This is a genomic window from Methylobacterium ajmalii, from assembly GCF_016613415.1.
GTDB classification, from domain to species: Bacteria; Pseudomonadota; Alphaproteobacteria; order Rhizobiales; family Beijerinckiaceae; genus Methylobacterium; species Methylobacterium ajmalii.
Map to the genome: position 1 here is coordinate 1 of NZ_JACWCT010000033.1, position 23,208 is coordinate 23,208.

Here is a 23,208-nt window from a genome sequence, read left to right on the forward strand (position 1 = left end):
CCCCGGAGCCGCGCGCCGTGAGCGCGCCGGACCCGACGCGCGAGGAGGCCGACCGGCGCTACATGCGCCTCGCCCTCGCCCTCGGCCGGCGCCATCTCGGCCGCGCTTGGCCGAACCCGTCGGTCGGGGCCGTGCTGGTCGGCGGTCCCCCGGGCGCCGAGCGGATCCTCGCCCAGGGCGTGACGCAGGCCGGCGGCCGCCCGCATGCCGAGCGCGTCGCGATCGCGGCGGCCGGCGAGGCCGCCCGCGGCGCCACCCTCTACGTCACCCTCGAGCCGTGCTCGCATCACGGCCGCACTTCGCCTTGCGCCGACGCCACCATCGAGGCGGGGATCGCCCGGGTGGTGAGCGCGATGGACGATCCCGATTCGCGGGTCGCCGGGCGCGGCCACGCCCGGCTGGCACAGGCGGGAATTGCGGTTTCGGTCGGGCTGCTCGGGGCCGAGGCGGCGCGCGACCAGCGCGGTCACGTCAGCCGGGTCGTCCGCGGCCGGCCGGCGCTCTTCCTCAAGCTCGCCCGTACGGCGGACGGCTACGCGGCGGGCGGGGAGGGGCGGCTGATGATCAGCGGTCCCCGCGCTACCGCGGAGATCCACCTGCAGCGGGCCCATTGCGACGCCATCATGGTCGGCGTCGGTACGGTGCTCGCCGACGATCCCCAGCTCACCGTGCGCCTGCCCGGGATGGCGGACCGCTCGCCACTGCGCATCGTCCTCGACCCCGCCCTGCGCACGCCGCCGAGCGCCGGCCTGGTGCGCACCAGCGCGGTCGTCCCGACCCTGATCCTGTGCGGTCCCGATGCCCCCGCCCTGGCGGAGGGCGCCCTCGTCGCCGCGGGCGCGGAGGTCGAGCGGGTGCCGGTGACGCCGGACGGCCGCATCGACCTGCCGGAGGCGATGCGGATCCTGGGCGCCCTCGGGCTGACCCGGATCTGCTCGGAGGGCGGGCCGACGCTCGCCGAGGCGCTCGCGCGCGAGAACCTCGTCGACGAGTGCCTCCTCGTCACCGGCGACCGCGCCCTCGGGCAGCCCGGCCTGCCGGCGGTCGGTCCGCACCTCGCCGCGCGCCTCGCCTCGCCGGACTTCCCGGTCGCCGAGGAGTACCGGATCGGCACCGATCTCTTCACCTGCCACGCACGGAGCCCCTAGATGTTCACCGGCCTCGTCTCGGATGTCGGCCGCGTGGCCGCGGTGTCCGGCGATTCGAAACTCAAGCGCATCGCCATCGACTGCGCCTACGACCCAGCCGGCATCCTGATCGGCGCCTCGATCGCCTGTGCGGGCCCCTGCCTCACTGCCGTCACGGTGACGCCGCGCGAGGGCGGCTGCACCTTCGAGGTCGACGCCGCCGCCGAGACCCTGGCGCGCACCACCGTCGGCACGTGGGCCCCGGGCATGCGGGTGAACCTGGAGCGCTCGCTCAAGATCGGCGACGAGCTCGGCGGCCACCTCGTCACCGGCCATGTCGATGGGCTGGCCGAGATCGTCGCCCGCGAGCCGGTGACCGGCCAGGCCGGCGACGCGTCCGGGGCGGGGGACAGTTGGGCGCCGAGCGAGCGCTTCGTGCTGCGGGCCCCGGCGGCGCTCGCCCGCTTCATCGCCGAGAAGGGGTCCGTCTGCCTCGACGGCACCTCGCTCACGGTCAACGGCGTCGCGGGCGACACCTTCACGGTGCTGCTGATCCCCCACACCCTCGCGGTCACCACCTGGGGCGAGCGCCGTGTCGGCGACCGGCTCAACCTCGAGGTCGACCTGATCGCCCGCTACGCGGCCCGGCTGACGGAGGCGCGGGCGGCGGTCGAGCCGGGCTGACCTCGGGCACGGGGTCTACGGGCCGCGCCATTCGCAGGCCGCGCCTGATTCGCTGCGGGTCACGAAGGACAGCGCGCCGCCTGTCGGCGAGGTGCTCGGCGGCGATGAAGTCCGGCCGCTCGGCGCTGCCGAGGCCGTCGAGCGGCCGGACTTCATCGCTGCCATCGGCGCGTCGGCATTGGTGACGCACACGCGACCCGACGGGACGATTGTCGCGTGCGCGCCGCCGGGACCGTCGAAATGCCGGACGCCCCGCAGCGCCCGGTAGGCGTCGCCGAGGCAGTGCCCGGGATCGAGATCGTCCGGGTGGGACGGCCGGCAATGGCAGGCGAGATCGGCGGGCGAAGCCACGACCGGGGCCGCGACGGGCATGCCCCGGCGCGAGACCAGCGCCAGATCCGGTGGCCCCGCGACCCGCAGCGCGGCGTCGAAGCCGGCGCCAGCGGGGTCCACCGCTGCCGCACCGCGCTCGACGACCGCCTGACGGGAACCATGAGGCGTGGTGTCGTGACGGGCGGCTACTGCGTCCCGCCCTTCGCCTCCTTCTGGAACTCGTCGATCACGTCCTTGCCGACGCGCTTGGCCATGTCGGCGGTGACCGGTTCCAGGGCCGCCTTCCAGGCCGCCTTCTCGTCGGGGGTGAGGGTGACGAAGGTGGTCTTGCCCGACTTCTTCATCTCCTCAAGCGCATCGGCATTGTCCTTGTCGGCGACCTGGTTGGCGTAGACGGTCGCCTCCGTCATCGCCTTGTCGAGCTCGGTGCGGATCTCGGCCGGCAGGCCGTCCCAGAACTTCTTGTTGGTGATCACCGCGTAGCCGATATAGCCGTGATCGGACAGGGTGATGAACTTCTGCACCTCGTGGTGTTTCTGGGTGAACATGTTCGAGGGGGTGTTCTCCGAGCCGTCGACGACGCCGGTCTGCATGCCCTGGTAGACCTCCGAGAAGGCCATCACCTGCGGGAGCGCGCCGAGCGCGCGGAACTGCGCCTCCAGCACCTTCGAGGACTGGATCCGCATCTTCAGGCCGCGGAAATCGGCCGGCATCCGCAACGGCTTGTTGGCGCTCATCACCTTGAAGCCGTTGTCCCAATAGGCGAGCCCGGTGATGCCCTTCGACTGCAGCTTGTCGAACAGCCGCTTGCCGAGCGCCCCGTCGGTGACACGGCGCAGGGCCGCCTTGTCGGGCAGGATGTAGGGCAGGTCGAAGACCTCGAATTCCTTGGCGCCGAGCGGGCCGAACTTCGCCAGCGACGGCGCCAGCATCTGCACCGCGCCGAGCTGCAGCGCCTCGACCTCCTCCTTGTCCTTGAACAGCTGCGAGTTCGGGTAGACCTCCACCTTCACCTTGCCGCCGGTATACTTTTCCGCCAGCTCCTTGAACTTGTCGGCGCCGCGGCCCTTCGGCGTGTCGGGCGCCACGACGTGGCTGAACTTGATCACGATCGGCGCCTGGGCCAGGGCGGCGCCCGACAGGAGCAGCAGGGCGGTGCCGGCCGCGAGCGCGCGGCGGGTCAGGGTCGGCATGGCGTTTCCTCGTCTTCGCGGTCTGTTTCGCGTTCTGGTTTGGTCGCGAGGCTGACAGTTCGGGCCCCGCGGCGCAATGCGCCGATCGCCTAACTCCCAGCCTCCGCCTCCATCCTCAGCCCTCGGCTTCCGCCTCCATGCACACCGCGCCGTCGACGGCGGTCCAGCCCTGGAACGCCTCGCCCTGGCCCTCGCGTCGCCCCGCCACCGCGAAGCGCGAGCCGGCGATCATCGGCGCGACGCCGCGGTAGCGGAACCGCGCCGGCACCCGGCCGAGGCGCAAAGCCGCGAGGTTGAGGAGCAGGCTCGCCTGCATCGGCCCGTGCACGACGAGGCCGGGATAGCCCTCGACCTGCGTGGCGTAGGGATGGTCGTAGTGGAAGCGATGACCGTTGAAGGTCATCGCGGAGTAGCGAAACAGCAGCACGGAATTCGCCTCGACCGACCAGGCTGCCTCGTCCTCGGCGGGAACGGGTTTCGCCGTCGGCGCGGCGTCGCCCGGACGGCTCGCCTCGCGGTAGACGATGTCCTGCCGGTCGCGGATCGCGAGGCCGCGCGCGGTCTCGTACTCGTGCCGCACGGTGACGAAGCACAGCGTACCGGTACGCCCGTGCTTCACCGCCACGTCCGAGACCGTCTCGCGCCGCACCACCCGGTCGCCGACCCGCAGCGGCGCCAGGGTCTCGATCTCGCCGCCGGCCCACATCCGCCGCGGCAGCGGCACCGGCGGCAGGAACCCGCCCTTCGCCGCGTGGCCGTCGGGCCCGAGCGCGTCGGCCGCCGGGGTCTCGGGGGCGAGGCACCAGTGCAGCGCCAGCGGCGCCTCGCCCGACGCCACCGGAGCGAGGTGGGGGGCGAGCGTCGCCCGGTACTCGGCGACGAGGCGCGGCGTCACGATGTCCTCGACCTCCCGGCCGCGCCCGATCCAGCCGCGCAGATGGTCGATATCGATCTCGGGCATCCGGCACTCTCCCGTCGTCGCCCGCCGTCCCGGGCCTGTTAGCCCTTATAGCGACGGCTCTTCGCGCCCGCACACCTGCCGTCTGAACCCCGTCCCGGGCCGGTGCGCCGCCTACACCACGTGGTCCGGCGCCAGCGCGCAGGCCGGTCCCCCGGCCAGCTCCACCTGGAGGGTGACGTGGGCGATGCCGAAGCGGCCGCGCAGGGTGGCGGCGCAGTCGTTGAGGAAGGCGTTGCCGGGGTGGCCCTCCGGCATCACCAGATGGGCGGTGAGCGCCGTCTCGGTGGTGCTCATCGGCCAGACGTGGAGGTCGTGGACTTCCGTCACGCCCGGCCGCTCGGCGAGGCAGCGGCGCACGTCCGCCGGGTCGATGCCCGGGGGCACGGCGTCGAGCGAGAGCACGACGCTGTCGCGCAGGAGGCCCCAGGTCCCGGCGACGATCACCGCCACGATGACGAGGCTGGTCAGCGGGTCGACCCAGGTCCAGCCGGTCCACAGGATGACGAGGCCCGCCACCACCACGCCGGCCGACACCGCGGCGTCGGCCAGCATGTGCAGGTAGGCGCCGCGGATGTTGAGGTCGCCCTTGCGGCCCGAGGCGAACAGCCAGGCGGTGACGCCGTTCACCGCGATGCCGATCAGCGCGACGATGGTCACGGTGAGGCCCGGGACCGGGGCGGGCTCCTGGAAGCGCTGCACCGCCTCCCAGGCGATGGCGCCGACCGCGACCAGCAGGAACACCGCGTTGAACAGGGCGGCGAGGATCGAGGACGAGCGCAGCCCGTAGGTGAACCGCGCCGTCGGCCGGCGCTGGCCGAGCGTCGCCGCCGCCCAGGCGACGATGAGGCCGAGCACGTCCGACAGGTTGTGGCCGGCATCGGCGAGCAGCGCCACCGAATCGGTGAGGAAGCCGTAGGCCCCCTCGATCAGCACGAACCCGGTGTTGAGCGCGATGCCGATCGCGAAGGCGCGGCCGAAGCTCGCCGGGGCGTGGACGTGGCCGGGGCCGTGGCGGTGCCCTGCGTGATCGTGGCCGTGATCGTGGTCGCCATGATCGTGCGCGTGGTCGTGGTGCTGGCCCATGCCCGGTTCCTGTTCCTCGCCCGGGCCGCCCTCGGGGCCCGCGCGGTCGTCGCGGCGCCGTTAGCTTTAGGGCGGGAAGGGCGGAGCGGCGAGCCCCGCCCGGGCAGGGTCACCCGGTCGCCAGCCGCAAGGCCGCCTCGGTCAGAGCCCCGTCCGGCCGGGCCATCTGGTCGAGCACCGTGAAGTGGTCGTCGCCGGCAAGCGGCAGGAGGTCGCCGGGGAGGCCGGTCCCGGCCCAGGCCGCCTGGTAGACGTGCGACTGCCGGCACAGCTCCGGCAGCTCGCCGGCGCCGTAGGCCACCGTGAGCGGACCGGCGCGACGCGGCAGGTGCCGGATCGGCGAGAGCGCCGCGACCTCGTCCGCGGTGAGGCGGAGCCCGTCGTCGAGCGTCGTGCGCCGGATCGGCGCGAGGTCGAAGACGCCGGAGACCGCCAGCCCCGCATCGACCTCCGGGCAGGCCATGGCGAGCGCCGCGAGGTGGCCGCCGGCCGACCAGCCCGAGACGACGAGGCGCGGCGGGCCCGCATGGGCGCGCAGGGCGGAGAGCGCCGCCGGGATCTCGGCGCAGAGCGCCGTCATCGTCGCCTCCGGGCAGAGGGTGTAGCCGATTGTCGCGACATCGAGGCCGCGGGCGAGCGGCCCCTCGGCCAGTGCCGCGAAGCCGGCCTTGTCGTTGCGCTGCCAGTAGCCGCCGTGGATGAAGGCGAGGAGCGGCGCTCCCGGCCGGCCGCAGCGGAAGAGGTCGAACCGCTGGCGCTCGCCCGCGCCGTACGGGATGTCGAGCTCGCCGGACCGCGCCGCGCGGAAGGCCGCGCTGCGCGTGCGCAGGGAGGCCATGAAGGCACTGCTGCCGGCCACCGCGCCGGAATTGTCGTAGGCCTTGCTCAAGGTCGCGCGGTCCATCCCGCGCCAGTCGCCGCCCGCCATCGTCGCCCTCCGAGAGAATCTCGAAACTCATCGAACGAGAAGAACACGTGTCTTTTCCCCACCCAGGACCTAATCTTGAGGTGCCGGTCCATCAACGATGGACCGACCTCGAAGGAGGTCGTGGGTGGGAGGACGCGCGTCGTTCCGGTCGGACAAGCTCTCGGCATGACGATACCCGGAAACGCGAAGGGGCGGCCCCGCGCCGCGCGCAGGGCCGCCCCCATCCGGAATCCGGGGTCGTGAGACCCCGGGATCGTGCGTTACTCGGCCGGCTGCAGGGTCGGCTGCAGGGGCGGGAGGACCTCCAGCGGCATCGGGTTGCCGTCGAGGGCGGCCTTCAGGCGGTCCATGTCGACCTCACCCTCCCAGCGGGCGACCACGATGCAGGCCACCGCGTTGCCGATGAAGTTGGTGAGCGCGCGGCATTCCGACATGAAGCGGTCGATGCCGAGGATCAGCGCCATGCCGACGACCGGCACGGAGGGAACCACCGCCAGCGTCGCGGCCAGCGTGATGAAGCCCGAGCCGGTGACGCCGGCCGCGCCCTTCGAGGAGAGCATCGCGACGAGGAGCAGCAGGGCCTGCTCGCCGTAGGAGAGGGGGGTGTCCGTCGCCTGGGCGATGAACAGGGCCGCCATGGTCATGTAGATGTTGGTGCCGTCGAGGTTGAACGAGTAGCCGGTCGGGACCACCAGGCCGACGACGGGCTTCGAGCAGCCGGCACGCTCCATCTTCTCGAGCAGCGAGGGCAGGGCCGACTCGGAGGACGAAGTGCCCAGCACGAGCAGCAGCTCCTCCTTGATGTAGCGGATCAGCTTGACGATCGAGAAGCCGTTGTAGCGGGCGACGAGACCGAGGACGCCGAAGACGAAGATCGCCGAGGTCAGGTAGAAGGCGCCGACCAGGTAGGCGAGGTTGGCGAGCGAGGCGATGCCGTACTTGCCGATGGTGAAGGCCATCGCGCCGAAGGCGCCGATCGGGGCGACCTTCATGATGATGTGGACGACGCCGAAGATCGCCTCGGACAGGATCTTGATGAAGTCGAGCACCGGCTTGCCGCGCTCGCCCAGGAAGGCGAGGCCGAAGCCGAACAGCACCGAGAAGAACAGAACCTGCAGGATCTCGCCGCCCGAGAACGCACCCACCGCCGTCGACGGGATGATGTTCATCAGGAAGTCGGTGATCGTCTGCGTCTTCGCCTTGTCGGCGTACATCGCGATCTGCTTGGGATCGAGCGACTTCGGATCGATGTGCATCCCCGCGCCCGGCTGGACGAGGTTGGCAATGACCAGGCCGACGATCAGCGCGAGCGTCGAGAATGTGAGGAAGTAGATCAGCGCCTTGCCGCCGACCCGGCCGACCTTCTCGAGGTTGGTCATGCCGGCGATGCCGGAGACCACGGTGAGGAAGATCACCGGGGCGATGATCATCTTGACGAGCTTGATGAAGGCGTCACCGAGCGGCTTCATGTCGGCGCCGAGCTGCGGGTAGAAGTGCCCGAGCGCGATGCCGATCGCGACGGCGACCAGGACCTGGAAGTACAGGGTCTTGTAGAGCGGCTTGGGGGCCGGCGGCGCGTGCGGCGCGGTCAGCGGGGACGGGATCGTAGCCATCGGACGTTCTCCCTATAATGGCTCGTTGAAAGGACGGGCGTTGGCGGCGGACCGCGGGATGCTCTTGCTGTTGCGCCTTGCGGCGGGTCTCTGGCCTTGCGGCGGGAACTTCGGCCTGGCGACAGGCCTGCCGCGCACCGGAAGGCTGCGGACGGACACACAATGGCAACCGGCGTGCCAGCCGGCGAAAAGCCGAAATTTTTTGTTAAACCCAACAGAATAAAAGAGTTTTCATGACACAGGGGGAAACCGCCCGCCGCACCGGTCCGGCGCGCCGCAACGGCGGGATGGAAACCGTGCGGAAATCCGCAACCGTCCGGGCGTGCCGCGCGGGGCGGCCGTGACCGGCTGGCGCGCCCTGCCGCGCTCGCCGGCGCTGCCCTGGCTCCTGGGGCTCGCCGCGGTGCTGGCCGCCGCGGTGCTGGCCGGCCGCCACGCCGAGCGGGCGGCGCTCGCGGACGTGCGGCGCTCGGCCACCGCGACGCTCGCGCTCCACGTCGCCGCCTTCCGCACCGAGATGCAGAAGCAGGGTTCGCTGCCGCTCGCGCTCGCCAGCGACCCGGAGATCGCCGCGGTGGTCGGCGCCTCGCCCGACCCGGCCCTCGTCGCCCGGGTCGACGACCGCCTCGCCGAGATCGCCCGGGCGTCGGGCGCGGCGGTCGTCTACGTCATCCGCCGGGACGGGCGGGCGGTCGCGGCGAGCAATGCCGGCGAGCCGGGCAGCTTCGTCGGGGCGATGTACGCCTTCCGGCCCTACTTCCAGCAGGCGCTCGCCGAGGGGGCCGGGCGCCAGTTCGCCCTCGGCACCGTCAGCGGCCGGCCCGGCCTCTATCTCAGCCGCCGGGTCGCCGGGCCCGGCGGGCAGACCGGGGTGGTGGTGGTCAAGGTCGAGTTCGACGCCATCGAGGCCGCCTGGCGAAAAGGGGCCGAGACCGGCGGCGAGACCGTGATGGTGACCGATCCCCGCGGCATCGTGCTGGTGGCGAGCGAGCCGGCCTGGCGCTTCGGAGCCCTGCGGCCGGTGCCCGACGACGAGCGCCGGCTGATCCGCGAGCGGCTGGAATTCGGCGAGGCGCCGCTCCAGGCGCTGCCGCTGCACCCGGCGGCCAACGGGACCCTGGTGCGGGTCGGCCACGGGGCCGAGCCGGCGCGCCTCGCCATGCCCCTCGACGCCGCGATCCCGGGCACCACCTGGCGACTCCACACCCTGACGCGGATCGGCGTGGCGGTGGCCCGCGAGCGGATCCAGGCCCAGGTCATCGCCGGCCTGATGGTCGGCCTCGCCTGCCTCGGCCTCGCCGAGATCGTCGGGCGCCGCCGGCGCCTGCGGGCGAGCCTCGCCGAGGCGGCGGCGCGGCGCACCGAGCTGGAGGCGCGGGTCCGCGAGCGGACCCGGGCGCTGACGGAGGCCAACCAGAAGCTCAAGGGCGAGATCGCCGAGCGCCGGCGGGCGGAGGCCGAGCGCCAGCGCCTCGGGCGCGAGCTCGCCCATGCGGGCCGCCTCGCCGCGCTCGGCCAGTTCGCCGCCAGCATGGCGCACGAGATCAACCAGCCGCTCGCGGCGATCCGCTCCTACGCCGACAATGCCGGCATCCTGATCCAGCGCGAGCGTCTGCCGGAGGCGAGCGAGAACCTCGCGGCGGTGGGCCGCCTGACCGAGCGCATCGCCGGCCTGACCCGCCAGCTCAAGGGCTTCGCCCGCAAGGCCTCGGGCCGGCGCGATCCGGTCGCGCTCGCCGGCGTGGTTCGGTCGAGCCTCGAGGTGGTGGATGGGCGGCTCGCCGGCATCGCCCTCGACCTCGCGCTGCCCGAACCCTCGCCCTATGTGCTGGGGGAGGGGCCGCGGGTGGAGCAGGTCGTCGTCAACCTGGTGCAGAACGCCCTCGACGCGGTCGCGGGCGTCGCCGATCCCCGCGTCACCGTGACGGTGCGGGTCGCGGGGGAGCGCGCGGTGCTGGAGGTGGGCGACAACGGCGGCGGCCTGCCCGACGGAGGCGCCCAGGTGTTCGACGCCTTCTTCACCACCAAGACCGGCGGCCTCGGCCTCGGCCTCGCCATCTCGCGCGGCATCGTCGAGGATTACGGCGGCAGCCTCTCGGCCGGCGCCTCGCCGCAGGGCGGGGCGCTGTTCCGGGTCGAGCTGCCGCTGGCCCCCACCCCGCCCGCCGGATCCGGGACGCCCGGACCCCGCAAACCCGCAACCGAGGGAACCGCCGCATGAGCGTGCCGTCCGACCGCGTGGTCTTCGTCGACGACGAGGAGGAGGTGCGCCGGGCCAACGGCCAGAGCCTCGACCTCGCGGGCTTTTCCGTCGAAACCCATGGCGACGCCGAATCGGCCCTGCGGGCGGTCCTCGCCGATCCGCCGGGGGTCGTCGTCACCGACGTGCGCCTGCCGGGCCTCGACGGGCTCGGGCTGTTCTCCGCCCTGCAGGAGGCCGATCCCGAGCTGCCGGTGATCCTGATCACCGGCCACGGCGACATCACCATGGCGGTGCGGGCGATGCGGGCCGGCGCCTACGACTTCCTGGCCAAGCCCTACCCGGCCGAGACGCTGGTCGCCTCGGTGCGGCGCGCGCTGGAGCGCCGCAAGCTGGTGATCGAGAACCGCTCCCTGCGTTCCCGCCTCGATGCCGCGGTGGCGGAGGACCCGGCCTTCCTCGGCGTCTCGCCGGCGATCACCCGCCTGCGCCAGTTCGTGCGCGAGGTGGCCGAGGCCGACGTCGACGTGATGGTGCTGGGCGAGACCGGCTCGGGCAAGGAGGTGGTGGCGAGCGCGCTCCACCGCTGGAGCCGGCGCGCCAAGGGCAACTTCGTCGCGATGAATTGCGGCGCGCTCCCCGACACCGTGGTCGAGAGCGAATTGTTCGGCCACGAGGCCGGCGCCTTCACGGGTGCGCTCAAGAAGCGGGTCGGGCGCATCGCGCATGCGGACGGCGGCACGCTGTTCCTCGACGAGATCGAGAGCATGGCGCTGACCATCCAGGTCAAGCTCCTGCGGGTGCTGCAGGAGCGGGTGGTGGAGCCGCTCGGCACCAACGCGGTCCAGCCCGTCGACATGCGGGTGGTGGCCGCGACCAAGATCGACCTCGGTCAAGCGGCTGCGCAAGGGACGTTCCGGGACGACCTCTACTACCGCCTGAACGTCGTCTCGGTGGCGATCCCGCCGTTGCGCGAGCGGCGCGAGGACGTGGCGTTGCTGTTCGAGCACTTCCTGCGCAAGGCCGCCGCCCGCTTCAACCGCGAGCCGCCGCCGGTCACCCCGTCGATCCGCGAGCACCTGAGCCGGCACGACTGGCCCGGCAACGTGCGCGAGCTCGGCCATTTCGCCGAGCGCTGCGCGCTCGGCCTCACCCCGGCCGGTCCGGCCCAGGCCGAGCCGGCGAAGGCGGCGACGCTCGCCGAGCAGATGGACCGCCACGAGCGCGGCCTGATCCGCGACGAGCTGATCATGGCCGGCGGCGATGTCCGGGTGGCGGCCGAGGCGCTCGGGACACCCCGAAAGACCCTCTACGACAAGATCGCCCGCCACGGCCTCGACCCGAACGACTATCGCTGAGGCTCAACCTCAGCTCGGCGGCACGAGAGCCGTGGCCTCGAAGAAGGTATAGGCGACGCTGCCCTCCGGCCCCGCCTCGCGGTCGAGCGCGGCGAGGCCCGCATCGAAGGCCGGCCCGGATCGCCTCCTCGCGGATGCCCGCGACCATCGCCGCGAAGGTGCGACGCACGAAGCCCGCGGCAAGGTCCGGCCGACTGCCATCGGCGTAGATTGGGCGCGGCCGGACCTCGATCTCCGGATCGCAGCCCGCCCTGCGTTGCAGCGCCACCTGGCATGCAATGGCGGCCCGCGCCGCCGTGTCCTCCGGATGCAGCAGGACCGATCCGTGATCGCCCTCGATCACCGTCAGGCTCCCGCCCGGCCGCACCACGCGGCGCAACTCGGCCAGGACCGCCGGGGGATCGGGAAGGTGCTCCAGCACGAAGCAGACGAAGGCATGATCGAAGCTCGCCCGCGGGAAGGGCAGGGCCCGGAGATCGGCCTGCCGCAGCGTCGGCACGGGCAGGCCGGCGGCCCGGATTCGCGTCTGCGCCTCCGCGAGAGAGGCCGCGGCGATGTCGACGCAGGTGAGCACCGCGTCGGGATTCTGCCGCAGGAGCGGGATCGTCTGGGCGCCGACGCCGCTGCCCGCCTCCAGCACCGTGCCGCCGGCGGGATAGCGGGCGCCGCGATGCAGCCGCGATTCCAGCGTCGCCGCCCGGTCGCACAGGCGCGCCTGTTCCGTCGCCGCGTAGCCGTGAACGTAGTCGTGGTCCCGTCCCATCCGCATCCTCCCGGTCGGGGACGATCCTCGCCCGGAGCGGCGACGGGGGTCTTGAACGCGATTGCGGCTTCAGGCGAGGGTGGCGCGGCAGCGGGCCGGCGTGACCCCGTACTGGCGGACGAAGGCGCGGGTCATGTGGCTCTGGTCGGCGCAGCCCGCCTCCGCCGCGGCCGCCGCCGGCCCGGATCCGGCCCGGATCCGGCCGCGAGGAGGCGGCGCGCCAGGCGGACGCGCTGCTGGCCCAGGTAGGCGTGCGGCGTCGTCCCCACCGCCCGGGCAGAGCCGCAAAGGAACTGGAAGCGGCTGACCCCCGACAGCCCGGCGAGTTCGGCGAGGGGCACGGGTCTCTTCGGGCGCCTCCTCCAGCCGTCGCAGCGCCCGGGCGGCGGCGGACCGCGGCGTGGAGCCGGGCGGCTGCCGAAGCGGGCAAACAGCGGTACGAGGACCCGGACGAGTTCCTGCTCGACCGCGAGGGGATCGGGCCGGTCCATCGCGAACAGTCCGAAGAGCCCGGTGACGCCCCTTGCGAGGGCTGGATCGCGGAGCGCCGGGCGGGCGAATTCGACACCCTTGCGTCGCTCGTCCGGGAGAAGGTCGGCGAGGCGGGACGGGTCGAGATAGGCCATCCGCAAGGCCCGGACGGCCGAGCGGACCGGCAAGCCGTCGTGGATCTCGCCCGGGTTGACGGTGATGATGTCGCCAGCCACCGCCTCGACGGCGCCGAGGCCGCTCCAGGAGCGGTGAGCGCCGGTCGCCACGACGCCGAAGCCGAAATGGTCGTGAGCGTGGCGCGGAAAGGCGCGGTCGGACGAGACCGAGACTGCCTCGAGGCCGGGCAGGCCGCTGCGGTGTTGCCGCGCCCTGTGCCGCTCGTCCTGCCTGCCGGCTTCCCCACCCGCGATCCGCCGGCAGAGTTATCCGCCGCCGGTGCCCAAACGCGAAGAGCCCGGCCGTGAGGCCGGGCTCCGCTCCGTCCGAGGACGGAAAGTCGGGTCTTAGTACGAGCCGAACTTGTAGTTCAGGCCGGCGCGGACGACCGCGAACTCGGTCTCGCGACGGTAGAGGTTGGCCGGACCGACCGACACGACGCCCGGCGAGAACACCGAGTACTGCGTGCCGTTGACGGTCTGGGCGAACACACCGTTGTTGCGGTTGCCCTGATCCAGGTTCACGTACAGGCCTTCGACCTTGAGGGTCACGGCCGACGAACGGAAGAAGTTCAGGAACGAGTCGGTGGGCAGAGCGTACTCGACGCCGCCGCCGACGGCCCAGCCGGTCTGGAAGGTGTCGCGCGAGCTGTTCGGCAGGCCGAAGTCGCGACCGCCACCCGAGCCGTAGGCGAAACCGCCGGTGGCGTACACGAGGGTGCGGTCCCAGGCGTAGCCGAGGCGGCCGCGCACGGTGCCGAAGAAGTCCAGGCCCGAGATGCCGTTCGGGTTGAAGACCAGGGTGCCCGGGTTGATGGCGCCGCCGGCGACGGTGGCGAAGGCGTACTGGTTGCGGCTGCGACCGAAGTCGACGTACTGGGCGTCGGCCTCGATGCCCACGACCACGCCCGAGCCCGGGGTGAACTGGTAGTTGTAGCCGATCTGGCCGCCGCCGACGAAGCCGTCGTTGCTGTTGCGGTTGCCGAAGGCGAGCACGCCGGTGGTCGGGGCGCCGGCGGCGGTCACGAACACGCTGCTGGCGGCGTTGACGCCGGCCGGCACGCCGACGACGGTGGGGGCGCGGGTGTCAGCGGTGTTGAAGCCGTAACCGGCGTTGAAACCGGCGTAGAAGCCGGTCCAGGTGAAGACCGGCACCGGGGTGAAGACCGGCGGCGGGGCGACGCGGCGCGGCAGGTCCGCGGCCGAAGCGGCGGCGGTCAGCGCGGTGAAGGCAGCGAAAGCACTCAGGAGTTTCTTCATGATGGTCCCCAGCAGGTTCCCCTATCGAAACCAAGCTAGACCATTTCCGTGGCGCGCGATGTAGCAGTTAGGTCACATCGGGGAGGCAACGACACGGCCGACGGCCGGGCTTCCGCGGGAAATGTCAAGCCTGCCGGCAAACGATCCAAGGGATCCACCGGGCGGCGGTGGCGCGGATGCGGGCAGGGACGAAGGTCCGGCATCACACCGGCGGCGTGCCGTTGGCGGCGAGCACCGCCCCGGCGAGGTAGAGCGAGCCGCAGATCAGCACCCGGGGCGGGCGCTCCCAGGCCCGGTCGCCGAGCGAGGCGAGCGCCGCCTCGAGGCTCGGGGCCGTCGCGGCCGTGAGGCCGGCCCGGCCGGCGATCTCCGCCACCTCCTCGGGCGGCCGCGCCGCCATTTGGCTGGCGAGGGGCACCGCCACCAGGAAGCGGGCGAGCCCGCTGAAATTGGCCAGGAACCCTTCCGCGTCCTTGGTGCCGAGCAGCGCCGAGACGAGGACCAGGGGCGCGTCGCCCCGCTCCTGCAGGTCGGCCATCGCGGCGGCGAGGATGCGCCCGCCATCGACGTTGTGGCCGCCGTCGAGCCAGAGTTCCGAGCCCGGCGGCAGCAGGCCGGCGAGACGGCCCTGGCGCAGGCGCTGGAGCCGGCCCGGCCACTCGACGGCGGAAAGCCCGGCCTCGAACGCCTCGGTGCCGATGTCGCCGAAGCCCGCGGCGCGCAAGGCCGCGATCGCCGTACCGGCATTGACGATCTGGTGGCGCCCGGCGAGCTTCGGCCGCGGCAGGTCGAGGAGCCCGTCCTCGTCCTGGTAGACCAGCCGGCCGCGCTCCTCGTGGGCGGAGAAATCCTGGTTGCCGACGAGGATCGGCGTGGCGCCGACCGCCTCGGCCCGGGCGCAGAGCACCGCGTCGGCCTGGGCGTAGTCCTGCGGGGCGATCACCGCCGGGCAGCCGCGCTTGAAGATGCCGGCCTTCTCGCCCGCCACCGCCTCGACGGTGTCGCCGAGATACTCGGCATGGTCGCGGCCGATCGGCGTCACCACGGCGCAGGCCGGCCGGTCGATGACGTTGGTGGCGTCGACTCGGCCGCCGAGCCCGACCTCGAGCAGCAGCACGTCGGCGGGCGCCTCGGAGAACAGCAGCAGGGCCGCCGCGGTGGTGATCTCGAACACCGTGATGGGGGCGCCGGCATTCACCGCCTCGCAGCGGGCGAAGGCTTCGGCCAGCCGGTCCTCGGGCACGAAGCGGCCGCCGCCGACGGCGCCGAGCCGGATGCGCTCGTGGAAGCGCACGAGGTGGGGCGAGGTGTAGACGTGGGCCGAGAGGCCGCCGGCCTCCAGGATCGCCCGCATGGTGGCGATGGTCGAGCCCTTGCCGTTGGTGCCGGCGACGTGGATCACCGGCGGCAGCCGCCGCTCCGGGTGGCCCAGCGCCGCGAGCAGGCGCTCGATCCGTCCGAGCGACAAATCGATGGTGCGCGGATGCAGGGCCAGGAAGCGCGCCATCAAGGCGTCGGAGGATTCCATCGGGGTGTTCCGCGGGGTCTTCCATCCGGCCCGCCGCCGGTGCGGCGGGCGCGGGAGGGGATCATACGACGACCGGGCGAGCGGACGGCAAGGCCGAGATCGGCCCCCGCGCGGCATATAGCGGGAGCGCGATCCGGGGATGGGCCCGGATCAGGCCGGGACGGCGCGGGATTCGGGCTTCGGCTCGGCCTTCGACTCGGGCCTGGCCTCGGCCTTCGGCTCGGGCACCGCCTCGGCCGGGGCCGCGACCGGGACCTGCATCAGGAGCCCGCACAGGCCCGCGATGGTCGTCTTCATCTCGCGGCGGTGGACGACCTGGTCCACCATGCCGTGCTCCTTCAGGTACTCGGCGCGCTGGAAGCCGTCGGGCAGCTTCTCGCGGATGGTCTGCTCGATCACCCGCGGGCCGGCAAAGCCGATGAGCGCACCCGGCTCGGCGAGGTGGACATCGCCGAGCATGGCGTAGGAGGCGGTGACGCCGCCGGTGGTCGGGTTGGTCAGCACCACGACGTAGGGCAGGCGGGCGTTGTTCAGCCGGCGCACCGCCACCGTGGTGCGGGGCATCTGCATCAGCGACAGGATGCCCTCCTGCATCCGCGCCCCGCCCGAGGCCGCGAACAGCACGTAGGGCGTGCGCTTCTCGAGCGCCGTCTCGGCGCCGCGCACGAAGGCCTCGCCGGCCGCCATGCCGAGCGAGCCGCCCATGAAGCCGAAATCCTGCACCGCCAGCGTCATCGGCAGGCCGGCGACGCGGCCGTACCCGACCTTGAAGGCGTCGGTCATGCCGGTCTTGGCCCGGGCGTCCTTCAGCCGGTCGGCGTAGCGCTTCTCGTCGCGGAACTTCAGCGGATCGGCCGGCGCGTCGGGCAGCGGCACGTCGAGCCACGTGCCCTGGTCGAACATCAGCTTCAGGCGCTGCTGGGCGGTGATGCGCAGGTGGTGCTCCGAGCCGGGAATCACCCAGCCGTTGGCCTCCACCTCCTTGTGGAAGACCATCTGGCCGGTCTCCGGGCATTTCACCCAGAGGTTCTCCGGCGTCTCGCGCTTGAACAGCGTCTTGATCTTCGGGCGCACGACCTCGGAGATCCAGTTCATCGCCTCGACCATGATCGCTCCTCGGTCGTCGGAATCGTATCGGTTCTAGATGGGGACGCGGCTCAGCCGGCGCGACCGGCGCGCACCCCGGCCGCGAGTTCGCGCACCAGCGCCGTCACCGCCTCGACCGCGGCCGCGCCACCCCGGCCCTCACCGTCGAGGGTGCGGGCGAGCGTGTCGACGATCGCCGAGCCCACCACCACGCCATCGGCATAGCGGGCGATCGAGGCGGCGTGCTCGCCGGTCTTGACGCCGAAGCCGACCACCACCGGCAGGTCGGTGTGGCGGCGGATGCGCTCGACCGCGCCGCCGACCACGCCGAAATCCGGGGTCGCGGTGCCGGTGATGCCGGTGATCGAGACGTAGTAGACGAAGCCCGAGGTGTTCGCGAGCACGGCGGGCAGGCGCGCCTCGTCGGTGGTCGGCGTGGCGAGCCGGATGAAGGCGAGGCCGGCCTCGAGCGTCGGAAGACAGAGCTCGTCGTCCTCCTCCGGCGGCAGGTCGACGACGATCAGCCCGTCGATGCCGGCCGCCTTGGCCTCGTCGAGAAAGCGGGCGACGCCGTAGATGTAGATCGGGTTGTAGTAGCCCATCAGGATCACCGGCGTACCGGCATTCTCGGCCCGGAAGCGGCGCACCAGCTCCAGGGTGCCGGCGAGCGTCTGGCCGATCTTCAGGGCGCGCAGGCCCGCCGCCTGGATCGCCGGGCCGTCCGCCATCGGGTCGGTGAACGGCAGGCCGAACTCGACGATGTCGGCGCCGGCCTCCGGCAGGGCGCGCAGCACCTGAAGCGAGGTATCGGGGTCGGGATCGCCCGCCATCACGTAGGTGACGAGGGCGGCGCGGTTCTCCGCACGGCAGCGGGCGAAGGTATCGGCGAGACGGGTGGTCATGCGATCTCTCAGGCCTCCGGGAGCGGCGGCCAGCGTGTCGATCACGCGCGGGCTCGGGGCGGGGCGAAGCCGTCGCGCTACACCATTGGGGAGCCGAGGTGAAGCCGGCCCGGCGCGGCGGCGCGGCCGCGTGGGCCGTCGGGCCACCCGGCGCGGGCGTGCCTCACGCGAGGGCCAGGCGATAAAACCGGGTGTCGATGGCCATTCTGGGAAAGGCGGATGGCAGCGTATCCGCCGCGACGGCATGAAAGCCGTTCTTGTCGTAGAAGCGGTGCGCGGCCAGGAACTTCTCGGTCGTGCCGAGATAGATCTCGCGCAGGCCTTGCACCCTGGCGTCATCGATCAAGCGATGCAGCAGGGCCTGGGCGACGCCGTGCTCGCGCCCGCGAAAATCGGACTCCACGAACATCTTGCGAAGGGCGCCCTGCCGCGCACCGATATCCTTCAGGCCGAGGGTACCAACGAGCCGGCCGTCGATCTCCGCGACCAGGAAGGCCCCGCGCCCGACCTGATAGAAGCCTGGGATATCGTGCAGATCGGGCTGGTCGTCTTCGGTGATCGCGAACCCGAACTCGTCCCGCTGGATCGGGAGGATGATCCCGATGACGGCCCGCATGTCCTCGGGACTGAAGTTGCGAATCCGAAGCGCGTTCACGATTGCGAAATCTCCTCTGTGTCGATCGGGCCGGAGGAGCGTCGTCTTCCGCAGGGAATGGATGGACGTCCTGAGCTCGCGAACCGCTTGAGCATAGGACCTACGCAGCGTCAAAGCCTATTCGACACACGCCATGGTTCAGCGGATGATGTTGCCTCCACGCGCAACCCCATCCTGAGTTGTTAGTCGATTGAAAATCGACTGACCTCGAAGGAGGGCTCGTGTGGGACAAAATCCCCTGCTCAAGTCAAGCGGGCTCGCACACGGTCGCCGTTCGCGCCGCAAGTCTTTTATACCCCGCGCGACGCCGCATCGTCCCCCTCATTCAGGAGGCGTGGCGGGCCGCGGCGATGCGCAGGGATGCGAGCGTGACGCTTCCGTCCTCGGCGAGACCGATGCGCTCCGCCTCGCCCGCGAGCAGCAGCCCGAGGGCATCCTTGAGAGTTGCCCCGCCGGGCAGGCGTGGGGCGCCGTCCGGCACCCGTTCCGCCAGCCGGGCCGTCGTCGCCGGGATCAGGGAGAGGCGCCGCAGCCACCGATCGGCGCCCATGAAGCGCTCCGCGAAGGCGTCGGCGGGCGCGGCGAGGAGTGTTTCCGGGGGAGCGACCTGGACGAGGCGCCCCTCGCGCATCAGCGCCACCGTGTCGCCCATCCGCACCGCCTCGTCGAGGTCGTGGGTGACCATCAGCACGGTCTTCTTCAGGCGGGCCAGGATGCCCCGGACCTCGTCCTGTAGGCGGGCGCGGGCCACGGGATCGACGGCGCCGAAGGGCTCGTCCATCAGCAGCACCGGCGGGTCGGCGGCGAGCGCCCGGGCGACGCCGACGCGCTGGCGCTGGCCGCCCGAGAGCGCGTCGGGCCGCCGGTCGCGGACCTCGCCGGGATCGAGGCCGACGAGGTCGAGCATCGCGTCGACCCGCCCGGCGATCCGCCGGCGGTCCCAGCCGAGGAGGCCCGGCACCGTCGCGACGTTCTGGGCGACCGTGCGGTGGGGAAACAGCCCGACACCCTGGAGCACGTAGCCGATGCGCCGGCGTAAGGAGATCGGGTCGTGCCCGGCGACGTCCCGGCCTTCGACCAGCACCCGGCCGGCGCTCGGCGTCACCAGGCGGTTGACCATCTGCAGGGCGGTCGACTTGCCGCAGCCCGACGGGCCGATCAGCACGCAGGTGGTGCCGGCCTCGACCGTGAGGTCGACATCGTCGAGCGCCGGCCGGGACTGCCCGGGATAGGTCTTGGCCGCGCCCTCGAAGCGGATCATCGGGGTGATCGCCGGATTCTTCAGCAGCCGTGGCAGATCGACCCGAGGGTGCGCTTCATCCGGGCGTCCCAGGCCTTGTCGCGGGCGGCGGTCGCGGCCTGCGCCTTGCGGGAAGCTTCCGCCATGTCGGGCTTCGCGCCCTCGGGCTTCACCGCCGCCTGGGCGGCGTCGCCCCGGCGGGGCTGGCGCCGGCCGTTCGCGGGAGCCGGGTTCGCCGCGGGCGCGGTCACGCCGAGGGGGGCCGCGCCGGCCGGGGCGGGGGCCTCGGTCTGGGCCGCGGCGGTGCCGGCGGCGAGGGCGAGAAGGGTGCTGGCGAGCAGGAGGCGCATGGCGGGGTCTCGGAGCCGCCCGCCGCGTCGCGGGAGGCTGGGACAAGGAACGGGCGTTGCACCTTATGCGGTTTCCGCGGCGCGCGACACCGGCGCCGATCGGCGCATCCGCGTGCCCTGTTCGCAGCGTGGCCGCCGGGGGTGACAGGGCGGGCCCGCTCCGGCAGGGTCACCCTCCCGCCCGCGCCGGAGGCCCCGATGACCCGCCGCCCCGATCCCGCGCCCCGCGCGCTGCCCACGCGCCGCGAGGCGGTGGCGGCGGCGCTCGTCCGCCTGGCGCCCCGGGTGCCGGACTTCGAATCGGAGGCGATCGTCGACCGGGCGCTGGCCAGCACCGGCCTGCGCAATGCCGCGCCCGAGACCGCCGCCTGGCTCGGCCTGGTGTCGTATGCACGCCACGTCTTCACCGAGTACGATTCCCTCCTTGAGGAGGGCTACGACCAAGACAGCGCCCGCCACTTCGTCCTCGACGACCTCAACGCCGTGCTGGCCGAGTGGGGCGTGCGGCGGCGGATCGGGGAGGACGAGGACACCGCAGGATCCGGAACCTCTGGGGGCGAGCCGGCGTGACCGTTCCTATATGACGAGGCAGCCCCGCCCGACCTTCGAAGCCCGATGACCGCCCCGATCGCCGACGTCCTGATCCCGCTCGCCCTCGACCAGGCCTACAGCTACGCCGTGCCGCCCGACCTCACCCTCCAGGAGGGCGACGTGGTGCAGGTACCGCTCGGCCCGCGGGAGACCGTGGGCGTGGTCTGGTCCCTGCGCGACGGGGCCGGCTCGAACCTGCGCCGCGTCAGCGGGCGGGTCGGCGTCGAGGGGTTGAGCCCGGCGCTGCGCCGCCTCGTCGAGTGGATCGCCCGCTACACCCTGGCGCCGAAGGGCCTGGCGCTCGCCATGACCCTGCGCCTGCCGGAGGAGGGCCGCACCGAGACCGCCAAGGTCGGCGTGCGGGCGACCGGGATGCCGCCGAGCCGGATGACCCCGGCCCGGGGCAAGGTGGTGGCGGTGGCGGCCGACGGCGCGGTGCGCGGCAAGCGCGCGCTGAGCCTGGAAGCCGGCGTCAGCGCCAGCGTGGTCGACGGGTTGATCGACGACGGGGTGCTCGAGACCGTGGCGCTCGCCCCCGACCGGGTCGCCGAGCCGCCGAACCCCGACCATCCGCACGATCCCCTCTCGGGGCCCCAGGCCGAGGCCGCCCGGGCGCTGATCGCGACGCTCACCGCGCCGCCGGTGGATGGCGGTGCGGCGGGCGAGGGCGGGGTGACGCTGCTCGAGGGCGTGACCGGCTCGGGCAAGACGGAAGTGTATTTCGAGGTCGTGGCCGAAGCCCTGCGCCGGGGCGTGCAGTCGCTCGTGCTAATGCCCGAGATCGCGCTCACCGCCCAGTTCCTCGACCGCTTCGCCAAGCGCTTCGGCGTGCGTCCCGCCGCGTGGCATTCCGGTGTCGGCGGGCGCCGTCGCGAGAAGATCCGGGCGGGCGTGTCGTCGGGCGAGGTGCAGGTGGTGGTCGGCGCCCGCTCGGCCCTCTTCCTGCCGTTCCGCACCCTCGGCCTCATCGTGGTCGACGAGGAGCACGAGGGCGCCTACAAGCAGGACGACGGGGTGTGCTACCACGCCCGCGACATGGCGGTGGTGCGCGGCAAGCTCGAACACGCCGCCGTGGTGCTGGCCTCGGCGACGCCCGCGATCGAGACCCGGGTCAATGCCGAGCGCGGCCGCTACCGCCGGGTGGTGATGCCCGAGCGCTTCGGCGGCCGGCGCCTGCCGGAGATCCAGGCCATCGACATGCGGCGCGAGAAGGTGCCGCGCGGACACTACCTGTCCCCGAGCCTCGTCTCCGCCATCGCCGAGACCAATGCCCGGGGCGAGCAGGCGCTGCTCTTCCTCAACAGGCGCGGCTACGCGCCGCTGACGCTCTGCCGCGCCTGCGGCCACCGCTACCAATGCCCGAACTGCTCGACCTGGCTCGTCGAGCACCGCTTCCGCCGGGCGCTCGTCTGCCATCATTGCGGGCACGCCGAGCGCCGGCCCGAGGCCTGCACCGAGTGCGGCACCTTCGACAACCTGACGGCCTGCGGTCCGGGCGTCGAGCGCATCGCCGAGGAGGTCGCCGCCACCTTCCCGGACAAGCGGGTGATCGTGCTCTCGAGCGACTTTCCCGGCGGGGCCGAGCGACTGCGGGCCGAGCTCCAGACCGTGGCGGAGGGCGGCTGCGACATCGTGGTGGGCACCCAGCTCGTCGCGAAGGGACACAACTTTCCTCACCTGACGCTGGTGGGCGTGCTCGACGCCGATATCGGGCTCACCTCCGGCGATCCCCGCGCCGCGGAGCGCACTTTCCAGCTGCTGCAGCAGGTGACGGGCCGCGCCGGGCGCGGCGAGAAGCCGGGCCGGGCGCTGGTCCAGACCTACCAGCCCGAGCACCCGGTGATCTCGGCGCTGATCTCGGGCGACGCCGAGCGCTTCTATTCCGAGGAGACCGCCGCCCGCGAGGTCGCCGGCCTGCCGCCCTTCGGCCGGCTCGCGGCTCTGGTCATTTCCTGCACCGACCGCGAGGCGGCCGAGGCCCATGGCCGTGCGCTCGCCCGCGTCGCCGAGCCGCCGCCCGGCGTGATGGTGCTCGGCCCCGCCGAGGCGCCGCTGGCGCTCGTGCGCGGCCGCTACCGCTTCCGCCTCCTGGTCAAGACCGAGCGCGAGATCGACCTCCAGGGTTATCTTCGCGACTGGCTCGCCCGGGGGCCGAAGGTGCGGGGGAATCTCAGGGTCGGGATCGACGTCGATCCGCAGAGTTTTCTGTAGCGTGGAAACCCAAACACTCTGACCGCGCGGAGGACCGCTTGGGGTGTGGGCAGACGTTAGATTTTGGCAACGGTTGGCGTTCCCTGATGGAATGCCATCTGCCAGTTGCCGTCGATCAGCTTCCAAACTGAACTGCGCAGCGTGTGCAGGTCCGGCACTCCTTCCTCCTTCCGAACGGTTCTATAGGTTAAAAGCACGACGCCCGTAGAGAGGGGCCTCAGCTCGTATCCGTAGGCGGTCGCTCCGATCGCTCGCGGCCCTGCTCCGTGGCCAGTCTGCGAACAATTTCATCTCTCCCGTATGCCTCACCAGATCTTCCAAATTCAAGAAGATCATCTGCCAGGAGTGCGGCCACCTTATCCGGCGAGCTACGAATGGCGGGATCATGCAGACGTTCTTCCAAGCCCCTCACGAGATCCAGTTCGCCGGGCGAAGCCATCCTGATCTCCACTACCATCTTGGCTCAGCTGATTCGTATTGTCCGCAAGAGATCGA

22 protein-coding genes are annotated in these 23,208 nt (G+C 72.4%); 6 read left to right on the plus strand and 16 right to left on the minus strand.

The features are described 5' to 3' along the window. The first annotated feature begins 62 nt into the window (after nt 1–62). Together ribD and HPY23_RS06135 are read left to right on the plus strand one after the other, a co-directional pair. On the plus strand, nt 63–1,148 hold the full coding sequence (gene ribD / locus HPY23_RS06130) for a bifunctional diaminohydroxyphosphoribosylaminopyrimidine deaminase/5-amino-6-(5-phosphoribosylamino)uracil reductase RibD (RefSeq protein ID WP_060849574.1): 1,086 nt from the start codon (nt 63–65) through the stop codon (nt 1,146–1,148). Beyond that, entirely contained in the window at nt 1,149–1,811 is a 663-nt protein-coding gene (locus HPY23_RS06135; RefSeq protein WP_060848753.1) for a riboflavin synthase, read from the plus strand. 15 nt (nt 1,812–1,826) lie between these two features. On the opposite strand, the gene HPY23_RS06140 is transcribed toward HPY23_RS06135, so the two are convergent. The 6 genes from HPY23_RS06140 to HPY23_RS06165 all read right to left on the minus strand — a co-directional run bounded on the left by HPY23_RS06140 (nt 1,827) and on the right by HPY23_RS06165 (nt 7,922). Beyond that, the gene (locus tag HPY23_RS06140; RefSeq protein ID WP_200601979.1) at nt 1,827–2,183 is read right to left on the minus strand and encodes a type 2 periplasmic-binding domain-containing protein; all 357 of its coding nucleotides are present in this window, start codon (nt 2,181–2,183) and stop codon (nt 1,827–1,829) included. A gap of 146 nt (nt 2,184–2,329) precedes the next feature. Further along, a complete protein-coding gene (locus HPY23_RS06145) occupies nt 2,330–3,337 on the minus strand; it encodes a TRAP transporter substrate-binding protein (protein WP_091884455.1) in 1,008 nt (335 codons plus the stop codon). A 115-nt stretch (nt 3,338–3,452) separates the two neighbouring features. Then, nucleotides 3,453–4,298 carry an HTD2 family dehydratase gene (locus tag HPY23_RS06150; protein ID WP_091884453.1) on the minus strand — a complete coding sequence of 282 codons (846 nt, stop codon included), beginning with the start codon at nt 4,296–4,298 and terminating at the stop codon, nt 3,453–3,455. Nucleotides 4,299–4,409: 111 nt separating this feature from the next. Then, nucleotides 4,410–5,381 carry a cation diffusion facilitator family transporter gene (locus tag HPY23_RS06155; RefSeq protein WP_091884449.1) on the minus strand — a complete coding sequence of 324 codons (972 nt, stop codon included), beginning with the start codon at nt 5,379–5,381 and terminating at the stop codon, nt 4,410–4,412. 109 nt (nt 5,382–5,490) lie between these two features. Then, nucleotides 5,491–6,309: an alpha/beta hydrolase gene (locus tag HPY23_RS06160; RefSeq protein WP_091884446.1), complete on the minus strand. Its 819-nt coding sequence runs from the start codon at nt 6,307–6,309 to the stop codon at nt 5,491–5,493. A gap of 260 nt (nt 6,310–6,569) precedes the next feature. Beyond that, the gene (locus HPY23_RS06165) at nt 6,570–7,922 is read right to left on the minus strand and encodes a dicarboxylate/amino acid:cation symporter (protein ID WP_091884444.1); all 1,353 of its coding nucleotides are present in this window, start codon (nt 7,920–7,922) and stop codon (nt 6,570–6,572) included. Nucleotides 7,923–8,262: 340 nt separating this feature from the next. Here HPY23_RS06165 and HPY23_RS06170 point away from each other — a divergent pair, with 340 nt between their 5' ends. Further along, nucleotides 8,263–10,143 carry a sensor histidine kinase gene (locus tag HPY23_RS06170; protein ID WP_091884674.1) on the plus strand — a complete coding sequence of 627 codons (1,881 nt, stop codon included), beginning with the start codon at nt 8,263–8,265 and terminating at the stop codon, nt 10,141–10,143. Beyond that, nucleotides 10,140–11,480 (plus strand): sigma-54-dependent transcriptional regulator, encoded by a 1,341-nt coding sequence (locus HPY23_RS06175; protein ID WP_091884441.1) that lies wholly within the window; start codon nt 10,140–10,142, stop codon nt 11,478–11,480. Before HPY23_RS06170 ends, HPY23_RS06175 begins: the two co-directional genes overlap by 4 nt. On the opposite strand, the gene HPY23_RS06180 is transcribed toward HPY23_RS06175, so the two are convergent. The 9 genes from HPY23_RS06180 to HPY23_RS06220 all read right to left on the minus strand — a co-directional run bounded on the left by HPY23_RS06180 (nt 11,371) and on the right by HPY23_RS06220 (nt 19,911). Beyond that, nucleotides 11,371–12,243 carry a class I SAM-dependent methyltransferase gene (locus tag HPY23_RS06180; protein WP_200601429.1) on the minus strand — a complete coding sequence of 291 codons (873 nt, stop codon included), beginning with the start codon at nt 12,241–12,243 and terminating at the stop codon, nt 11,371–11,373. The genes HPY23_RS06175 and HPY23_RS06180 overlap by 110 nt on opposite strands. Nucleotides 12,244–12,374: 131 nt before the next feature. Then, entirely contained in the window at nt 12,375–13,001 is a 627-nt protein-coding gene (locus HPY23_RS06185) for an AraC family ligand binding domain-containing protein (protein WP_244537520.1), read from the minus strand. A 237-nt stretch (nt 13,002–13,238) separates the two neighbouring features. Beyond that, the gene (locus tag HPY23_RS06190; RefSeq protein WP_060848760.1) at nt 13,239–14,150 is read right to left on the minus strand and encodes an outer membrane protein; all 912 of its coding nucleotides are present in this window, start codon (nt 14,148–14,150) and stop codon (nt 13,239–13,241) included. A 202-nt stretch (nt 14,151–14,352) separates the two neighbouring features. Further along, nucleotides 14,353–15,678 (minus strand): bifunctional folylpolyglutamate synthase/dihydrofolate synthase, encoded by a 1,326-nt coding sequence (locus HPY23_RS06195; RefSeq protein ID WP_091884434.1) that lies wholly within the window; start codon nt 15,676–15,678, stop codon nt 14,353–14,355. Nucleotides 15,679–15,828: 150 nt separating this feature from the next. Beyond that, complete coding sequence (gene accD, locus HPY23_RS06200; RefSeq protein WP_091884432.1) at nt 15,829–16,785, minus strand: acetyl-CoA carboxylase, carboxyltransferase subunit beta; 957 nt, start codon at nt 16,783–16,785, stop codon at nt 15,829–15,831. Between the two features lie 50 nt (nt 16,786–16,835). Beyond that, nucleotides 16,836–17,666 (minus strand): tryptophan synthase subunit alpha, encoded by an 831-nt coding sequence (trpA, locus tag HPY23_RS06205; RefSeq protein ID WP_091884429.1) that lies wholly within the window; start codon nt 17,664–17,666, stop codon nt 16,836–16,838. A gap of 163 nt (nt 17,667–17,829) precedes the next feature. After that, complete coding sequence (locus HPY23_RS06210; protein WP_210344265.1) at nt 17,830–18,282, minus strand: GNAT family N-acetyltransferase; 453 nt, start codon at nt 18,280–18,282, stop codon at nt 17,830–17,832. A 364-nt stretch (nt 18,283–18,646) separates the two neighbouring features. Beyond that, nucleotides 18,647–19,582: an ABC transporter ATP-binding protein gene (locus HPY23_RS06215; protein ID WP_091884426.1), complete on the minus strand. Its 936-nt coding sequence runs from the start codon at nt 19,580–19,582 to the stop codon at nt 18,647–18,649. A 20-nt stretch (nt 19,583–19,602) separates the two neighbouring features. After that, on the minus strand, nt 19,603–19,911 hold the full coding sequence (locus HPY23_RS06220) for a hypothetical protein (protein WP_091884423.1): 309 nt from the start codon (nt 19,909–19,911) through the stop codon (nt 19,603–19,605). A 198-nt stretch (nt 19,912–20,109) separates the two neighbouring features. On the opposite strand from HPY23_RS06220, the gene HPY23_RS06225 reads away from it, so the two are divergent. Together HPY23_RS06225 and HPY23_RS06230 are read left to right on the plus strand one after the other, a co-directional pair. Continuing rightward, nucleotides 20,110–20,481 (plus strand): DUF2293 domain-containing protein, encoded by a 372-nt coding sequence (locus HPY23_RS06225; RefSeq protein ID WP_091884420.1) that lies wholly within the window; start codon nt 20,110–20,112, stop codon nt 20,479–20,481. A gap of 45 nt (nt 20,482–20,526) precedes the next feature. Continuing rightward, nucleotides 20,527–22,713, plus strand: coding sequence for a primosomal protein N' (locus tag HPY23_RS06230; protein ID WP_060848767.1), 2,187 nt, complete (start codon nt 20,527–20,529; stop codon nt 22,711–22,713). A gap of 217 nt (nt 22,714–22,930) precedes the next feature. On the opposite strand, the gene HPY23_RS33995 is transcribed toward HPY23_RS06230, so the two are convergent. Beyond that, entirely contained in the window at nt 22,931–23,170 is a 240-nt protein-coding gene (locus tag HPY23_RS33995; RefSeq protein WP_200601427.1) for a nuclear transport factor 2 family protein, read from the minus strand. Nucleotides 23,171–23,208: the final 38 nt, after the last annotated feature.

Excerpts from the sequence above, each read along its gene's own strand:
- HPY23_RS06230 (WP_060848767.1), top strand. The coding sequence starts at position 20,527 with ATGACCGCCCCGATCGCCGACGTCCTGATCCCGCTCGCCCTCGACCAG.
- HPY23_RS06150 (WP_091884453.1), bottom strand. The coding sequence starts at position 4,298 with ATGCCCGAGATCGATATCGACCATCTGCGCGGCTGGATCGGGCGCGGC.
- HPY23_RS06140 (WP_200601979.1), bottom strand. The coding sequence starts at position 2,183 with ATGCCCGTCGCGGCCCCGGTCGTGGCTTCGCCCGCCGATCTCGCCTGC.
- HPY23_RS06225 (WP_091884420.1), top strand. The coding sequence starts at position 20,110 with ATGACCCGCCGCCCCGATCCCGCGCCCCGCGCGCTGCCCACGCGCCGC.
- HPY23_RS06215 (WP_091884426.1), bottom strand. The coding sequence starts at position 19,582 with ATGATCCGCTTCGAGGGCGCGGCCAAGACCTATCCCGGGCAGTCCCGG.
- HPY23_RS06180 (WP_200601429.1), bottom strand. The coding sequence starts at position 12,243 with ATGGGACGGGACCACGACTACGTTCACGGCTACGCGGCGACGGAACAG.
- HPY23_RS06175 (WP_091884441.1), top strand. The coding sequence starts at position 10,140 with ATGAGCGTGCCGTCCGACCGCGTGGTCTTCGTCGACGACGAGGAGGAG.
- HPY23_RS06195 (WP_091884434.1), bottom strand. The coding sequence starts at position 15,678 with ATGGAATCCTCCGACGCCTTGATGGCGCGCTTCCTGGCCCTGCATCCG.
- HPY23_RS06135 (WP_060848753.1), top strand. The coding sequence starts at position 1,149 with ATGTTCACCGGCCTCGTCTCGGATGTCGGCCGCGTGGCCGCGGTGTCC.
- HPY23_RS06165 (WP_091884444.1), bottom strand. The coding sequence starts at position 7,922 with ATGGCTACGATCCCGTCCCCGCTGACCGCGCCGCACGCGCCGCCGGCC.
- accD (WP_091884432.1), bottom strand. The coding sequence starts at position 16,785 with ATGGTCGAGGCGATGAACTGGATCTCCGAGGTCGTGCGCCCGAAGATC.
- HPY23_RS06210 (WP_210344265.1), bottom strand. The coding sequence starts at position 18,282 with ATGCGGGCCGTCATCGGGATCATCCTCCCGATCCAGCGGGACGAGTTC.
- trpA (WP_091884429.1), bottom strand. The coding sequence starts at position 17,666 with ATGACCACCCGTCTCGCCGATACCTTCGCCCGCTGCCGTGCGGAGAAC.
- ribD (WP_060849574.1), top strand. The coding sequence starts at position 63 with ATGCGCCTCGCCCTCGCCCTCGGCCGGCGCCATCTCGGCCGCGCTTGG.
- HPY23_RS06220 (WP_091884423.1), bottom strand. The coding sequence starts at position 19,911 with ATGCGCCTCCTGCTCGCCAGCACCCTTCTCGCCCTCGCCGCCGGCACC.
- HPY23_RS33995 (WP_200601427.1), bottom strand. The coding sequence starts at position 23,170 with ATGGTAGTGGAGATCAGGATGGCTTCGCCCGGCGAACTGGATCTCGTG.
- HPY23_RS06190 (WP_060848760.1), bottom strand. The coding sequence starts at position 14,150 with ATGAAGAAACTCCTGAGTGCTTTCGCTGCCTTCACCGCGCTGACCGCC.
- HPY23_RS06155 (WP_091884449.1), bottom strand. The coding sequence starts at position 5,381 with ATGGGCCAGCACCACGACCACGCGCACGATCATGGCGACCACGATCAC.
- HPY23_RS06160 (WP_091884446.1), bottom strand. The coding sequence starts at position 6,309 with ATGGCGGGCGGCGACTGGCGCGGGATGGACCGCGCGACCTTGAGCAAG.
- HPY23_RS06145 (WP_091884455.1), bottom strand. The coding sequence starts at position 3,337 with ATGCCGACCCTGACCCGCCGCGCGCTCGCGGCCGGCACCGCCCTGCTG.